15 protein-coding genes, 1 tRNA gene and 1 other RNA gene are annotated in these 14,038 nt (G+C 56.7%); 11 read left to right on the top strand and 6 right to left on the bottom strand.

What is annotated here, in order from left to right:
- Positions 1–61: 61 nt before the first annotated feature.
- The 4 genes from EPD60_RS02720 to EPD60_RS02705 are packed head-to-tail and all read left to right on the top strand — an operon-like array spanning position 62 to position 2,853.
- Positions 62–496, top strand: coding sequence for a thioredoxin family protein (locus EPD60_RS02720; protein ID WP_131446584.1), 435 nt, complete (start codon positions 62–64; stop codon positions 494–496).
- Positions 497–500: 4 nt separating this feature from the next.
- Positions 501–1,442, top strand: coding sequence for an FAD:protein FMN transferase (locus EPD60_RS02715; protein WP_131446582.1), 942 nt, complete (start codon positions 501–503; stop codon positions 1,440–1,442).
- A 1-nt stretch (position 1,443) separates the two neighbouring features.
- Entirely contained in the window at positions 1,444–1,656 is a 213-nt protein-coding gene (locus EPD60_RS02710; protein WP_131446580.1) for a DUF4266 domain-containing protein, read from the top strand.
- 6 nt (positions 1,657–1,662) lie between these two features.
- Entirely contained in the window at positions 1,663–2,853 is a 1,191-nt protein-coding gene (locus EPD60_RS02705; RefSeq protein ID WP_131446578.1) for a DUF3570 domain-containing protein, read from the top strand.
- Between the two features lie 42 nt (positions 2,854–2,895).
- Here EPD60_RS02705 and EPD60_RS02700 read toward each other — a convergent pair.
- Both EPD60_RS02700 and EPD60_RS02695 read right to left on the bottom strand, forming a co-directional pair.
- Positions 2,896–2,979 (bottom strand) — tRNA-Leu (locus tag EPD60_RS02700).
- A gap of 12 nt (positions 2,980–2,991) precedes the next feature.
- Complete coding sequence (locus EPD60_RS02695; protein WP_131446576.1) at positions 2,992–3,507, bottom strand: iron-sulfur cluster co-chaperone HscB C-terminal domain-containing protein; 516 nt, start codon at positions 3,505–3,507, stop codon at positions 2,992–2,994.
- A 51-nt stretch (positions 3,508–3,558) separates the two neighbouring features.
- Here EPD60_RS02695 and EPD60_RS02690 point away from each other — a divergent pair, with 51 nt between their 5' ends.
- On the top strand, positions 3,559–4,773 hold the full coding sequence (locus EPD60_RS02690; protein WP_131446574.1) for an NAD(P)-dependent oxidoreductase: 1,215 nt from the start codon (positions 3,559–3,561) through the stop codon (positions 4,771–4,773).
- Here the strand turns inward: EPD60_RS02690 and EPD60_RS02685 are convergent.
- The 3 genes from EPD60_RS02685 to EPD60_RS02675 form a co-directional block, all read right to left on the bottom strand.
- Positions 4,764–5,471 carry a tRNA1(Val) (adenine(37)-N6)-methyltransferase gene (locus EPD60_RS02685; protein WP_165871377.1) on the bottom strand — a complete coding sequence of 236 codons (708 nt, stop codon included), beginning with the start codon at positions 5,469–5,471 and terminating at the stop codon, positions 4,764–4,766. The two genes, EPD60_RS02690 and EPD60_RS02685, sit on opposite strands and share 10 nt — an antisense overlap.
- A gap of 1 nt (position 5,472) precedes the next feature.
- Positions 5,473–6,477: a tRNA (adenosine(37)-N6)-threonylcarbamoyltransferase complex transferase subunit TsaD gene (gene tsaD / locus EPD60_RS02680; protein WP_131446570.1), complete on the bottom strand. Its 1,005-nt coding sequence runs from the start codon at positions 6,475–6,477 to the stop codon at positions 5,473–5,475.
- 125 nt (positions 6,478–6,602) lie between these two features.
- On the bottom strand, positions 6,603–7,853 hold the full coding sequence (locus EPD60_RS02675) for an ABC transporter permease (RefSeq protein ID WP_243647745.1): 1,251 nt from the start codon (positions 7,851–7,853) through the stop codon (positions 6,603–6,605).
- A 120-nt stretch (positions 7,854–7,973) separates the two neighbouring features.
- Between EPD60_RS02675 and ffs the strand changes: the two genes are divergently transcribed.
- Positions 7,974–8,073: signal recognition particle sRNA small type (gene ffs / locus EPD60_RS02670), an RNA gene on the top strand.
- Positions 8,074–8,184: 111 nt separating this feature from the next.
- Positions 8,185–8,838 carry a fructose-6-phosphate aldolase gene (gene fsa, locus EPD60_RS02665; RefSeq protein WP_131446568.1) on the top strand — a complete coding sequence of 218 codons (654 nt, stop codon included), beginning with the start codon at positions 8,185–8,187 and terminating at the stop codon, positions 8,836–8,838.
- A 97-nt stretch (positions 8,839–8,935) separates the two neighbouring features.
- Here the strand turns inward: fsa and EPD60_RS02660 are convergent, their stop codons facing one another.
- Entirely contained in the window at positions 8,936–9,340 is a 405-nt protein-coding gene (locus tag EPD60_RS02660; protein WP_131446566.1) for a hypothetical protein, read from the bottom strand.
- Between the two features lie 246 nt (positions 9,341–9,586).
- Here EPD60_RS02660 and hisG point away from each other — a divergent pair, with 246 nt between their 5' ends.
- The 4 genes from hisG to hisB are packed head-to-tail and all read left to right on the top strand — an operon-like array spanning position 9,587 to position 13,981.
- Positions 9,587–10,441 carry an ATP phosphoribosyltransferase gene (hisG, locus tag EPD60_RS02655; RefSeq protein WP_131446564.1) on the top strand — a complete coding sequence of 285 codons (855 nt, stop codon included), beginning with the start codon at positions 9,587–9,589 and terminating at the stop codon, positions 10,439–10,441.
- A gap of 33 nt (positions 10,442–10,474) precedes the next feature.
- On the top strand, positions 10,475–11,758 hold the full coding sequence (gene hisD, locus EPD60_RS02650; protein WP_131446562.1) for a histidinol dehydrogenase: 1,284 nt from the start codon (positions 10,475–10,477) through the stop codon (positions 11,756–11,758).
- Positions 11,759–11,784: 26 nt separating this feature from the next.
- Complete coding sequence (gene hisC, locus EPD60_RS02645; RefSeq protein ID WP_131446560.1) at positions 11,785–12,837, top strand: histidinol-phosphate transaminase; 1,053 nt, start codon at positions 11,785–11,787, stop codon at positions 12,835–12,837.
- Positions 12,830–13,981, top strand: coding sequence for a bifunctional histidinol-phosphatase/imidazoleglycerol-phosphate dehydratase HisB (gene hisB, locus EPD60_RS02640; protein ID WP_131446558.1), 1,152 nt, complete (start codon positions 12,830–12,832; stop codon positions 13,979–13,981). The genes hisC and hisB overlap by 8 nt, the downstream gene beginning before the upstream one ends.
- Positions 13,982–14,038 lie beyond the last annotated feature (57 nt).

Genomic DNA, 14,038 nt, shown 5'->3' with positions numbered 1-14,038 from the left:
AACGTCGCTTTAACACTGCCGTCAGGACGGTGTTTGTAATTTTAAGCAAAGCCTGTCTCCTATGAAAACTCTGATCCTTTTCCTGTTGCTGGCCGTGACTACGGCTGTTTCCGCGCAGTCTCCAGCTTTCGACAGCGTACTGACGACCGCCCATGCCGGACACAAAGCGGTGCTGCTTCGTTTTAGTGGTTCCGACTGGTGTATTCCTTGCATACGGATGGAAAAAGAAATCTTCGGTGATTCGGCTTTCAGCCACTATGCCGCGGTTAACCTGCTTACGGTACAGGCCGACTTCCCGCGCCAGAAAAAACACCAGCTGTCGCGCATACAGCAGCAGGCAAATGAAAAACTTGCCGAGCGTTACAACCCGCAGGGGGAGTTTCCGCTGCTCGTGCTGCTCGATGGCAACGGCAAGGTGTTGCGGCGCTGGGAGGGAGCTGTAACCGATAAGGCTGCGTTCATAGCAGAGCTCGACCGCCATCGCCGGGAGCTGTAACAAAATGCCCACGCTGACTACAGAAAACGTCCTGCGCCGCTCCGAGCGGCTGATGGGAAATACCTTCTCTTTTACGATCCTTTCCCCGGATGCCGGTACCGCTGCGTCGGCACTCGACGCCGCCATTGATGAGATCCGACGGATCGAAGCCGTCCTGACCACTTTTTCAGAAACCAGCGAAACCGCGCGTATCAATGCTGCGGCCGGCGCGGCGCCGGTGCCGGTAAGCCCTGAGGTGTTCGCCCTGGTTGAGCGGTCTCTGCGGATCTCGCGGCTCACCCAGGGTGCCTTTGATATTTCCTATGGCGGGCTCGACAAGCGGCTCTGGAATTTCGACCGGACGATGAACGCATTGCCCGACGCGGCGACTGCGCGCCGGGGTGTTCGCCTCATCAATTACCGTAATATTATCCTCGATCCCGGCAAGAGCACTGTATTTCTACGGGAGCAGGGCATGCGTATCGGTTTCGGCGGCATCGGTAAGGGATATGCCGCTGAGCGTGCCCGCGCCCTGCTCCGCGGGCTGGGCATCGCTTCTGGTGTCGTGAACGCCTCCGGCGATCTCTGCTGCTGGGGCCAGGCGCCGGGCGGCCGCCCCTGGACCGTAGGCATCGCCGCGCCCGATGAGCGGCGCCTGCCCTTTGCCACGCTGGCGCTTGGAGCAGGAGCGATTGCCACTTCGGGTGACTACGAGAAGTTCGTAGTGATCGGTGGACGCCGCTATTCGCACACGATCGACCCGCGTACAGGCATGCCCGTGGCTGGCATAAAAAGTGTATCGGTTATCTGCCCGAACGCGGAGATCGCCGATGCCCTGGCAACGCCGGTAATGGTGATGGGGGTACGTGCCGGTCTCGACCTCGTAAACCAGTTGCGCGATGTGGAGTGCCTGATTGTGGATGAGCAGAATGTGGTGCACCGTTCAATGGGTATCAAACTTTCCTGATATGAAAAAACGCCTGATCGGATTTGCCTTAGCCGCGGTGGCCGCTGGCGCCTGCAGCCCGGTAAAACCTTACCAGAAAGCCTACCTGAACGACGCCGAGATGGAACTGGCGGCGCGGAAGGTGCAGAAGTTCGAATTCAATTTCCAGGCTTACCGCGAAGGGGCGTCCGGTGCCACCGGAGGCAAAACGGGCGGCGGCTGCGGCTGCAATTAGCGACATATGAAAAAAATCTACCTGAACGTTCTTGCTCTTTACGTGGGCATGCTTTCGGCCGCAGCGCAGCAAACGGCTGTCAGTGACAGCAGCGCATACCGGCCACGCAAGCTCAGTATCACCGAGATCAACCTGGTTTCCGCCTACTATACCCAGGACGGTGATAATTCGGCGGTTACCGGCGGCATCGGTACGGAGCAGCTCACCGACATCAGCAATACGATCGACATCAAATGGGTCCGTTACGACCGCAACAACCGCGAACACAACCTGGTGGCCGAGATCGGCGTGGATCACTATACTTCGGCTTCCTCCGATATGATCGACCCGGCAACGCTTTCATCAGCTTCGCATGCCGATACACGGATTTATCCCTCGCTGAACTACACGGTTAAAAACCCGGTGCGCGGCCATACACTCGGTGGCAGTGTTTCCTTTTCGAAAGAGTACGACTATACCTCGCTGGGTGTGGGGCTGCAGGGCTCCAAAAGCTCGGCCGACAATAACCGGGAATTCGGGCTTCATCTGCAGGCTTATTTCGACCAGTGGAAAGTGATCCTGCCCGTAGAATTACGGAGGCGGGGTGAGGCCGTTGAAGGCTACTCGCCACGCCGCACCTACAGTGCTTCTTTTTCCTATTCACAGGTGATCAACCCAAGGCTGCAGGCGGTGCTGCTGCTCGACCTGGTGGGCCAGGAAGGCCTGCTGGCGACGCGCTACCAAAGGGTTTATTTCAAGAACGGCTCCGAGAGTGCCGAACAGTTACCCTCCAGTCGCTTTAAACTGCCAATAGGAGCGCGGCTCCACTATTTTGCGGGCGACCGTTTTATTTTCCGCGGGTCCTATCGCTTTTACACCGACGACTGGGGCATCCGGGCGCATACCGCCGAACTGGAGGTGCCGGTAAAGCTCACACCTTACCTGTCGGTCAGCCCGTTTTACCGTTATTACACGCAAACCGCGGCCGACTATTTCGCTCCCTTTGCAGCCCAGGATCCCGCGGCAACGCTTTTTACCAGCGACTATGACCTCGCCGCGCTCCACAGCCAATTTTTCGGTAGCGGTATCCGTTTCCTGCCGGAGAAAGGGGTGCTGGGAATGAAGCACTGGAATATGCTCGAGCTGCGCTACGGTCATTACCTGCGAAGCAACGGGCTGCACAGCGATATCATTTCGATGAACCTGCGTTTTCGCTGAGAAGGTGCGACGGGCACAAAAAAAACCTCCCGAAGGAGGTTGTGCCCAAGGCCGGAATCGAACCGGCACATTGTTGCCAATGGCAGATTTTGAGTCTGCTGCGTCTACCAGTTTCGCCACTTGGGCAGGGCGGCAATATTACAACTTTTGCCCCAACTGCCCCGCAAGACGCTGGAGGTATTTCTTGCGGTAGTAAAACTCCTTTACTTGCAGCAGCTCTTTTTCGGAAGTAACACCTTCCTGATAATGTTCCAGAGTGTTTTCAACAGGTTCATAAATTTCATTTTTCCACTGCCGCAGCCGCTCCACGAGGCGCCCGCGTGCGGCCTCATCGTCAAGGGCGTCGGGCACCTCTTCGTTGAGCTCCATCATCTCCATGAGGAAGTCGGGCGAAAGCGCGTACTTCTCTTCCGGCTGCATCAGGCCTTTTTCCAAAAGCACATAACGGACCAGTTCGTCCTCATTGGTCAATGTCTTATACGCCTTGTTCAGCTGCGCCGAACGCTCAAGGGCTTCTGCCTGGTTGGCTTCGGTCTCCTGCGCGAAATGATCGGGGTGCACGTCGCGCGAGAGCTCGAAGAATCGTCTGCGCAAAGCGGCCTTGTCGGGGCGAAAGGTAACGGGGATGGCAAAAAGTTCGAAATAAGATAGCATGAATGGCAAAGCTACGTCTATGTCGAATCACTTAGCTTTGCCTCGCTTGTTATGATCACTATCGGACTTATTCGCGAAGGGAAGACACCGCCGGACAACCGGGTAGCCCTGACGCCCAGCCAGTGTAAATGGATTCGCCAGCGTTTTCCGCAGGTAGCCGTGAAGGTGCAGTCTTCGCCCGGCCGCTGTTTTTCCGACAACGAATACCGCAAGGCCGGCATCGAAGTGACGGAAGACCTTTCTGATGCCGATATTCTCCTGGGCATCAAAGAGGTGCCGGTGGAGCAACTGATTGCCGGTAAGACCTACCTGTTTTTTTCACATACCAAAAAGAAGCAGCCACATAACCAAAAGCTGCTGAAAGCCATTCTGGATAAAAAGATCCGGCTCATCGACTACGAGTGTCTCCTGCATGACGACCGACAGCGCATCATCGGTTTCGGCTTCTTCGCAGGTATCGTAGGTGCGCACAACGGGATGATGGTGTACGGACATCGTACCGGCACCTTTTCGCTCGGCCGCGTGCACCAGCATAAGACCTTTCGCAAACTGATGCACACATATTTCGGCCTTGATATTCCCAATGTCAAGATCGTGGTCACCGGATCGGGCCGGGTGGCGCAGGGCGCGCTCGAAGTAATGAACCTGATGCAGGTGCGCGAGGTGGAGAAGGAAGAGTTCCTGGAGCGCGAATTTTCCTACCCGGTGTATATCCACCTGAAGGGGTCCGACCTGTATGCCCGGAACGATGGCGCGCCCTACAACCGCCTCGATTTTCACAACCATCCCACCGAATACCGCAGCCGCTTCCGTCCCTATGTATTTGCCGCCGATATACTCATGAACGGTGTGTATTGGGATGTGAACATTCCGCGGCTCTTTGAAGCCGAAGACGTGCAGAAGCCGGGCTTCCGCCTCCAGGTAATTGCCGATATCACCGACGATACCGGCGGCTCGGTGCCGATCAACCTGGGCGACCAGACGATTGACGAGCCGGTATACGGGGTTGATAAAAACAGCCTGCAGAAAACCGTCCCTTACCTTCCGGGCTCTGTTGATATCATGGCCGTAGGCAACCTGCCCAATGAGCTTCCGCGCGACGCATCGCGTTACTTTGGCGAGCAGCTGATCAAATATGTGCTTCCCAGCCTAGTGGGTACAACTTCTGCCATTATTGAACGGGCAACGATTGCCCAGGGTGGGCACCTTACCGGAGAATATCTGTATCTGCAGGATTACGCGGACGGAAAGGACGATCAGAGATAGAGATAATAATCCCGGAGCAGCGCCACAAATTCGGGCGAGTAGCCGCTTTCGTTAGCAATGAGCAGCTCACCTGATTGCACTTCCCGTTCAGTGGAGCCTAATGCAACCATCAGCCGGGAAGGGCTTTGCCGCGTGCTCGGGCGCACCGCGATCTCCTCGTATAAATACAATCCCTCCCGGCGTAGCAGGGCGTCCAGGTCTTTCCGTCGCTTGTAGGGAAGCAGCAGGTAGGCCGTGCCTCCCGGCGCCAGGTGACGCGTTATGAAAGCGAAGAGTTCGTTCCAGGTGAGCCCGTCGGCATGGTGGGCCGTTCGCCGGCCCGCGTTGCCCGATTCGATTTCTTTCTCATAAAAAGGCGGGTTCGAAAAGATTACGTCGTATCGCGGCAGGTCGAGCTGCAACAGGTCGCCGGTAAGCACGGTGATGTTGCCGAAGCCGGCGGCAGTGCGATTCTCCATGGCCTGCATTGCTGCCTGCGGGTCGATTTCCACGGCGTCGATCGGGGCACTGCATTGCTGCGCCACCATTAACGATAAAAGGCCGGTGCCCGTGCCGATATCGAGCGCATGGCCGACCGCGCTACCGCGGAGGCGCGAAGCCACCCAGGCACCGAAAAGGCAGGCGTCGGTGGTCACCTTCATCGCGCTGCGGTCGTGCCAGACCGTAAATTGCTTGAACCGGAAAAAAGGATTCGCCATATCAATGCCAGTCGGAGCGCGCGGTGGCGGCGGCATCCAGGTCTTCGTGAACGCCGGCCAGCAACTTGTGGTATGCGGTAATTGCGATCATCCCGGCATTATCGGTACAGTACTGAAAATCGGGGATGTAGGTGTTCCATTCCTGCTCGCGACCCAGCTCCTCGAAGGCGCGCCGAAGGCCGCTGTTGGCTGAAACACCGCCGGCGATGCAGAGCTCGCGGATACCTGTTACCAGGGCCGCTCTCTTCAGCTTTTTAAGCAGAATATTGATGATCGTGGCCTGCAGGGATGCGCAGATATCCGCCATGTTTTCTTCAGCAAAAGCGGCGTTGGCGGCCCTTTCTTTTTGCAGGAAATAGAGCACCGATGTCTTGAGGCCGCTGAAACTGAAATCGAGTCCCTCGATCTGCGGCTCGGCGAACTTAAAGCGCTTCGGGTTGCCCTCTTTGGCGTATTTGTCGATCAGCGGTCCACCGGGGTAGGGGAGGCCCAGCAGCTTTGCTGATTTGTCAAACGCTTCACCCGCCGCGTCATCGATAGTTTCGCCAAGGATGTGCAACTCTGTCGGGCTGTCGGCCCGCACGATCTGTGTGTGACCACCGCTCACCGTAAGGCAAAGGAAAGGGAAAGAGGGCCTGCGCTCCGGGATCAGGTTGGCGAGCACGTGGGCCTGCATGTGGTGCACGGCCACGAGGGGCTTGCTGAGCGCCAGCGCCAGCGACTTCGCAAACTGGGCGCCTACGAGCAGTGAGCCGATCAGGCCGGGCGCCTGAGTAAACCCGATTGCGTCGAGCTCACTTAAAGAAACGCCGGCCTGCTTCAACGCCACATCCACGACCGGAACGATGTTCTGCATATGCGCGCGGCTCGCCAGCTCGGGAACGACCCCGCCATAGCGCTCGTGCACCGTTTGATTGGCGATATGATTTGAAAGGATCTTTCCGTCGCGGCACACGGCGGCAGACGTTTCGTCGCAGGAAGATTCTATGGCGAGAAGCGTGGGCATAGGCAAAATTAATGCGGTAATGCGGTAATGAGCTAATGTGATAATTGTCTGGCATACGCAGGCCGGCCAAACCGACGATACAACCCGCTTTTACCGTATTAGCACATTATCATATTACCGCATTATTAAGAACGAATCGCTACCACCGGGTTCAGTTTGGCTGCGCGGGCGGCGGGGATGATGCCGGCGATAAGGCCGACGGCAACGCAAATGCCGAGGCCGAGTAGTACGAGCGAAGTGGACACATAGATCGGGAAATCGAACAGGATCGTAACGAGGCGGGTAAGCCCGTAAACAAGGCCGATACCGATGATACCACCGATGATGCAGAGAAAGGCCGACTCCAGCAGGAACTCGCTCAGGATAACGCCGCTTTTGGCGCCAAGCGCTTTTTTAAGACCGATCTGGGACGTGCGCTCCTTGACCGTAACGAACATGATATTGGCTACGCCGAACATACCCACGATCAGCGAAAGGGCAGCGATGGCCCAGCCGCCGATATTAACCGCTACGAAGGCTTCGCTGATGCTGGTGGAGAAATCGTTGATGTCGTTGAGGGCGAAATTATCCTCATCGCGCGGGCTCAGGCGCCGCACGGCGCGCAACGCCACCCGCAGCTCGTCGGCGAGCGCCTTGGTGGTGACGCCTTCTTTGGCCTGCACCAGCAGCAGCGGATCGGCACGGCGCTCGTCCATGATAAAGCGGGCAAAGCGATAAGGCATCACGGCACTCTGGTCGAAGTTCCAGCCACCGATCATCGACTTACCTTGCTTTTTCATCACTCCCACTACCTGGCATTTACGGCCCCGGATGGTGATGAGTTTGCCCACGGCAAGCTCCGGGGCCGGGAAAAGCTTGTCGGCTACTTCATTGCCGATGACCACCGTGCCGGAGCCGCTCGAAAACTCCGCATCGCTCAGCCCGCGCCCGTAGCGGATCTCCATGGTCTGGATCGAGGGGAAGTCTTCGGTGACACCGTAAAGCGTGACGCCGCTGAGCGACTTGTCGCCGACCTGCACGCGGTCGTTGGCGTTGATCTCGAAACAGGTATAGCGTGCCAGGGTGCTGCGTTGCTTAACGGCGGCGAGCTCCTCGATGCGTGGCGAGGGGCGCTTCACATACTTCCACCAGGGATAGTTAGGACCGCCGCCGGCGCTGTAATCCCATTTATCAATATAAATGGTGTTGGAGCCGAGCGACTTGATCTCGTTCTGCAGGTTGTGCTCGAGACTTTGCACCGTAGACAGCACACCGATGATGCAGAAAATGCCGATGGTGATGCCGAAAAGCGATAGGAAGGTGCGCAGCTTGTTTTTCCAAAGCTCCTGGAGGGCCATCCGGAAACTGCTGCCGGCGATCTCGAGTAGGCGACGCATATGGCAAATGTAACGATCTCAGATCTCGGATCTCAGATCTGCACACCAAGCCGAAACACCTTTTTCAAAAAAATCTGTAAAACATCGGACATTGGACATCGGACATCCTTACATTTGCACCGGCAGGTCTTACACGACCAGCTCCTGCTGAACTCCCCCAGGACCGGAAGGTAGCAAGGGTAGGCGGTCGTAGCGGTGCGATGTGAGTAGCCTGCCAACTTATTGAGAGCCCCGAAAGGGGCTTTTTTCTTTGGTAGATTTGATCAAAATCGGAGGTCCGACATCCCACATCAGACATCTGCTTGGCTATCTTTGCGGCAAATCATCCTCCATGAAGTTTTTCATCGATACGGCCGACCTGGCCCAGATCAAAGAAGCCCATGAGCTCGGCATTCTCGACGGCGTAACCACCAACCCTTCCCTGATGGCCAAAGTAGGCATCTCGGGCGAAGAAGCCGTGTTCAATCACTACAAGACGATCTGTGAAATGGTCGACGGCGATATTTCGGCCGAAGTGCTTTCTACCGACTACAAAACCATTATCGAGGAAGGCAAGAAGCTGGCCGCCATTCACCCGAATATCGTGGTGAAGGTGCCGATGATCAAAGACGGCGTCAAAGCGATCAAGTATTTTACCGATAACGGCATCCGCACCAACTGCACGCTCGTGTTTTCCGCAGGGCAGGCCATCCTCGCCGCAAAAGCGGGCGCGGCCTACGTTTCGCCCTTTATCGGCCGCATTGATGATTCCGGCTGGGACGGTATGATCCTGATCGAGCAGATTGCCAATATCTACGCCGTGCAGGGTTATGAGACCGAGATCCTCGCTGCTTCCATCCGCAACGTCAACCACATTGTCAAAGCCGCCGAGCTCGGCGCCGATGTGATCACCTCGCCGCTCGAGTCGATCCTGGGCCTGCTGAAGCACCCGCTTACCGATATTGGCCTGGCCAAGTTCGTAGAAGACGCGAAGAAATTTTCCTGATCCACCGCATCGCAAATAATAGAATCGAAAAGGACGCACATCGGTGCGTCCTTTTCTTTTGATCGTGGTGTGAATGCGGTTTGAGGATTTCCTGTCCTTAACTACGGCCCTTTCGCCGGTCACCGGCGGAGGGCCCGTTGAGCACTTCCTGCTCGGAAGGAAGGGTGTCGAAGCCTCGTTTGCGGATATAGATGATCACTTGGCGGCGGATCGCGGGGTTGGAGCGGAGCACGGCCTTAATGAGTACCGAATCGCCTTTATAGCTGCTGTCGATAAACAGCTCGTTGCCTTTGAAAATGCCCGCGCTTGCGCTGAGGGCCACCTGCACCGAATCGAGCGGCCGCCAGCTGCCATCGCTGAGCTGCCCGTCGATATTTATGTAGTTATAAAAGCCTTTTTTGAGGCTGTCGGTGTAAAGGTTGAATTCAAAACGCTCCACCCGCTGCGCACGCAGGGCCGGTGCGGCAAGCAGGAGCAACAACAGGAGCCGGATCGATCTCATGCTGCTAAATTCGGAATTCCGCGCGGGGGCGGGCGTTAAACAAATGCGCCTTAACACAATTTTGAAACGGCTTTTGCAAAAAGCCGTGCCAGGAGCTTTGTTTCCCCCTTACTTTTGTGGCCGGAATGAAAAACAATACTGTACATATCCACCAGCATCATACCTCCCAGGGGTAAGCCGGTGTATTGTGCAGTGCAACGATAACAGGGGCTTACCGGTATGGTAGGCCTTTTTTAATGCCAGAAAATGAACCTGAGAATTGCCATACAGAAGTCGGGGCGCTTGTCGGAAGACAGCATCAAGCTCCTCAATGATTGCGGGATCGCCGTGAAAAGCAGTGGTGCCAAGCTTCGCAGCGAGGCGGAGAATTTCCCGGTAGAGGTATATTTCCTCCGCGACGATGATATCCCGCAATATGTGCAGGATGGTGTGGCCGACATCGGCATCGTTGGTGAAAACGTGCTCTACGAAAAGTGCAAGGATGTGGACGTGGTGTTGCCGCTCGGCTTCGGACGCTGCCGCCTCGCGCTTGCACTGCCGCGGGGCATGACCTATAACGAACCCGCCGACCTCGAAGGCATGAAGATCGCGACCAGCTACCCTTTCCTGCTGCAGAACTTCCTGCGCAAACACCGCGTGGAAGCCGAGATACACGAGATATCCGGCTCGGTGGAGATCGCGCCGGGCATCGGCCTCGCCGATGCCGTTTGCGACCTCGTCAGCTCGGGCTCGACCCTGTTCATGAACGGGCTCCAGGAAGTGGAAACCCTGCTCGACAGCCAGGCTGTACTGGTGCGTCATGCCACCCTCGATGAGCAGAAAGAAGAGATCCTCCGGAAGATGATCTTCCGCATCCGCTCGGTGCAGGCCGCTCGCAAGAACAAGTACATCCTGCTGAACGCGCCGAATAATACACTCGATATTATCTTTTCGCTGCTCCCGGGGATGAAGAGCCCCACCGTGCTCCCGCTTGCCGAAGAGGGATGGAGCTCCGTGCACAGCGTGCTGCCCGAAGATGAATTCTGGGATAAGATCGAGGCCCTGAAGGCTGCCGGCGCCCAGGGTATCCTGGTGGTACCGATTGAAAAAATGATCCTGTAAACCAGTAAAGGACCTGACCCCGAAATCGTATTCATGGAAATCATCAAATACCCGGATCGCAGCCAGTGGAAAGGCATTACGGAACGGCCCTATTCCGACAACCGCGCGGTGCTCGATACCGTAGCATCGGTGCTCGAAGAGGTTCGGAGCGGTGGCGACGCGGCTCTGATAACGCTCGCTGCACGCTTTGATGGTGTGGCGCTGCAATCGCTGGCTGTAACGTCCGGCGAAATGGCTGCTGCAGAAGACCTGCTGGCACCGGAACTGAAAGAGGCGATCGACGCCGCCTACCGGAACATCCGCGTTTTTCATGCGGCGCAGGAAAAAGCGGAGGAGGCTGTGGAAACCCTTCCCGGCGTTCGCTGCTGGCGGAAAAGTATCGGTATCGAGCGCGTTGGTCTGTATGTGCCCGGTGGGACCGCACCGCTTTTTTCAACGGTGCTGATGCTCGGCGTGCCGGCGCAGCTTGCAGGATGCTCTATCGTGGTGCTCTGTACACCACCGATGAAAGACGGAAGCGTACACCCGGCCATCCTTTACGCTGCGCGGCTCTGCGGCATCAGCCTCGTGTATAAATCAGGCGGGGCAGGCGCAGTTGCGGCCATGGCCTATGGCACCGAATCGATTGCTGCAGTACACAAGATCTTCGGTCCGGGCAACCAATATGTTACCGCGGCCAAGCAACTCGTGCAGCAGTCGGGTGTAGCCATCGATATGCCCGCGGGCCCAAGCGAAGTCTGCGTCATTGCCGATGAATCGGCAAACGCTGCTTTCGTTGCCGCTGACCTGCTTTCGCAGGCGGAGCATGGTCCGGACAGCCAGGTGCTGCTGCTCACCGATAGCGCGCCCCTGCTCGAAGGCGTGCAGCAGGAACTGCGGCGGCAGCTGGAATTGCTTCCCCGTGCTTCCGTTGCCGGGAAAGCACTGGAAAAAAGCCGGAGCGTATTGGTGCGCGATCTCGATGAAGCCCTGGCACTGGCTAATGCATATGCCGCCGAGCATCTCATCCTGCAATGCAAGGATGCGGAAACCCTCGCCGGGCGCGTGATCAATGCCGGCTCGGTCTTCATCGGACCCTATTCACCCGAAAGTGTCGGCGACTATGCCAGCGGAACCAACCATACGCTGCCCACCAACGGTTTCGCAAGGGCCTACAGCGGCGTCAGTCTCGACAGCTTCGTAAAAAAAGTTTCGTTCCAGCAATTGACCCGCGCCGGTCTTGAATCGATCGCAGGCACTGTAACGACCATGGCGGAAGCCGAAGGACTGCAGGCCCACGCCGAAGCGGTACGGGTTCGCCTGGGCTCGTCCAAATAACTCAAATCTGAAATCTGAAACCGCTTATGTTCGATATCAATAAACTCGTTCGCCCCAATATCCGCGCGCTGAAGCCGTACTCTTCGGCACGCAGTGAATTCAGCGGGGTTGCCAGCGTTTTCCTCGATGCCAACGAAAACTCTTTCGGCTCGCCGCTTACGAAATGGTACAACCGCTATCCCGATCCGCTTCAGTGGGAGCTGAAGAAAAAGATCGCCGGCATCAAGAATGTGCCGGCCGGGCAAATGCTCCTGGGCAATGGTTCCGACGAATGCATCGACCTGCTGCTGCGCGCCTTTTGCGAGCCCGCGCTGGATGCGGTGCTCATTTGCCCGCCGACCTACGGCATGTACGAAGTGTACGCCCATGTGAACAACGTGGCCGTTCAGGAGGTGCCGCTGCTGCCCGACTTTCAGCTCGACCTCGAAGGCATTGAGGAAGCACTCACTGCTCAAACGAAGATCATTTTCATCTGTTCGCCCAATAACCCGACGGGCAACAGCATCGACCGGGAAGCGATCGAAGTGATCCTGAATAATTTCGACGGGCTTGTGGTGGTGGATGAGGCCTATATCAACTATAGCCGCAACCGCTCCTTTCTTTCCGAACTGAAAGATTACCCCAACCTGGTGGTGCTGCAAACCTTTTCAAAAGCCTGGGGGTTGGCTGCATTGCGCCTTGGCGTTACCTACGCTTCAACTGATATCATCGAAATTCTCAATAAAATCAAGCCGCCTTATAATATCAATGCCGCTACCCAGGAGCTGGCACTGAAGGCCCTCGACAGCCTGGACGAGGTCAACGCGATGATCCGGGAAACGGTAGCCGAGCGGGAAACGCTTGTCCGCGGGCTCGCCACACTTCCCGGCGTGCAGCGGGTCTTTCCGTCCGACGCCAACTTCGTGCTGGTTCGGATCGCGGAGGCTACGAAGGTGTACGAGTTCCTGCGCGACAAAGGGATCATCGTTCGCAACCGGAGCAACGTAATCCTCTGCGACGATTGCCTGCGCATCACCGTGGGCACACCGGAACAGAACCAAAAGCTGATCACCACTTTAAATTCGTACCCGAATGGCTGACAATAAGCGCCGCTGCCTTTTCATCGACCGGGATGGCACCATGATCAAAGAATATCCGCCTACGTACCAGATCGATTATTTCAACAAGCTTTCTTTTTACCCGGAAGTGTTTCGCTACCTGGGAAAGATTGCTCAGGAGATGGACTATGAGCTGGTGCTGGTAAGCAACCAGGACGGGCTCGGAACCGCTAAGTTTCCCGAGAAGGACTTTACACCGGTGCACCGGCTCATCATGGAAACCTTCGCCGGTGAGGGGATTATTTTCGCCAACGAGCTGATTGACCGGAGTATGCCCGAAGACGGGCTCGATACCCGCAAGCCGGGCACCGGGATGTTTGGTGCCTACCTCGGCAGCGAAGATTACGACATGCCGCATTCTTATGTAATCGGCGACCGGGTTACCGATGTGCAACTCGCCAAGAACCTGGGCTGCGGCGCCATCTGGCTTAAGAACAATCCCACGCTCGGGGGAGCGGAAGTAAAAGACGACGAAGCGGAACTTGCCAAAGTGGTGGCCCTCGAAACGCAGCACTGGCGGGATATCTACGAGTTTTTGCGCAGGCAGGAGCGAAGTGCGGTGCATACCCGAAAGACGTCGGAAACACAGATCGATATCCGGATCAACCTGGAAGGGGCAGGGAAGTCGGTGATCAGCACCGGACTCGGCTTTTTTGATCATATGCTCGACCAGGTAGCGCGTCATGGCGGTATGGATCTGCACATTGATGTTCGGGGCGACCTGCACATCGACGAGCACCACACCATCGAGGATACCGGAATCGCCCTGGGCGAGGCTTTTGCAAAGGCGCTTGGCAACAAGCGGGGAATTGAGCGCTATGGTTTTGCATTGCCGATGGACGAAACGGAAGCGAAGGTGCTGCTTGACTTCGGCGGCCGCAACTGGATCGTCTGGAACGCGGTCTTCCGCCGCGAAAAAGTAGGCGACCTGCCGACCGAGATGTTCTTCCACTTTTTCAAATCCTTCTCCGACGCCGCCCGTTGCAACCTCAATATCGAATGCCGCGGCGATAACGAGCATCACAAGATCGAGGCGATCTTCAAGGCCTTTGCCAAAGCCCTCAAAATGGCGGTGCGCAAAGATCCGCTCAACGATCAGCTGCCCAGTACGAAAGGCGTGTTGTAGAAAGTCTCTTTGTAAGCAAAAACGACGCAATCATGCGTCGTTTTTGTTATTGTATTG

The sequence above is a fragment of the Flaviaestuariibacter flavus genome (assembly GCF_004337505.1).
Lineage (GTDB): Bacteria > Bacteroidota > Bacteroidia > Chitinophagales > Chitinophagaceae > Flavisolibacter > Flavisolibacter flavus.
Note: the sequence above shows the minus strand (reverse complement) of the source record. Positions and strands in the feature narration are given on the sequence as shown.

What these genes read in the sequence shown, in the direction of transcription:
- EPD60_RS02720 (WP_131446584.1), top strand. Translation starts at nt 62, where the DNA reads ATGAAAACTCTGATCCTTTTCCTGTTGCTGGCCGTGACTACGGCTGTT.
- hisB (WP_131446558.1), top strand. Translation starts at nt 12,830, where the DNA reads ATGGCTGACAATAAGCGCCGCTGCCTTTTCATCGACCGGGATGGCACC.
- hisG (WP_131446564.1), top strand. Translation starts at nt 9,587, where the DNA reads ATGAACCTGAGAATTGCCATACAGAAGTCGGGGCGCTTGTCGGAAGAC.
- EPD60_RS02705 (WP_131446578.1), top strand. Translation starts at nt 1,663, where the DNA reads ATGAAAAAAATCTACCTGAACGTTCTTGCTCTTTACGTGGGCATGCTT.
- EPD60_RS02690 (WP_131446574.1), top strand. Translation starts at nt 3,559, where the DNA reads ATGATCACTATCGGACTTATTCGCGAAGGGAAGACACCGCCGGACAAC.
- EPD60_RS02715 (WP_131446582.1), top strand. Translation starts at nt 501, where the DNA reads ATGCCCACGCTGACTACAGAAAACGTCCTGCGCCGCTCCGAGCGGCTG.
- hisD (WP_131446562.1), top strand. Translation starts at nt 10,475, where the DNA reads ATGGAAATCATCAAATACCCGGATCGCAGCCAGTGGAAAGGCATTACG.
- tsaD (WP_131446570.1), bottom strand. Translation starts at nt 6,477, where the DNA reads ATGCCCACGCTTCTCGCCATAGAATCTTCCTGCGACGAAACGTCTGCC.
- EPD60_RS02675 (WP_243647745.1), bottom strand. Translation starts at nt 7,853, where the DNA reads ATGCGTCGCCTACTCGAGATCGCCGGCAGCAGTTTCCGGATGGCCCTC.
- fsa (WP_131446568.1), top strand. Translation starts at nt 8,185, where the DNA reads ATGAAGTTTTTCATCGATACGGCCGACCTGGCCCAGATCAAAGAAGCC.
- EPD60_RS02660 (WP_131446566.1), bottom strand. Translation starts at nt 9,340, where the DNA reads ATGAGATCGATCCGGCTCCTGTTGTTGCTCCTGCTTGCCGCACCGGCC.
- EPD60_RS02695 (WP_131446576.1), bottom strand. Translation starts at nt 3,507, where the DNA reads ATGCTATCTTATTTCGAACTTTTTGCCATCCCCGTTACCTTTCGCCCC.
- hisC (WP_131446560.1), top strand. Translation starts at nt 11,785, where the DNA reads ATGTTCGATATCAATAAACTCGTTCGCCCCAATATCCGCGCGCTGAAG.
- EPD60_RS02685 (WP_165871377.1), bottom strand. Translation starts at nt 5,471, where the DNA reads ATGGCGAATCCTTTTTTCCGGTTCAAGCAATTTACGGTCTGGCACGAC.
- EPD60_RS02710 (WP_131446580.1), top strand. Translation starts at nt 1,444, where the DNA reads ATGAAAAAACGCCTGATCGGATTTGCCTTAGCCGCGGTGGCCGCTGGC.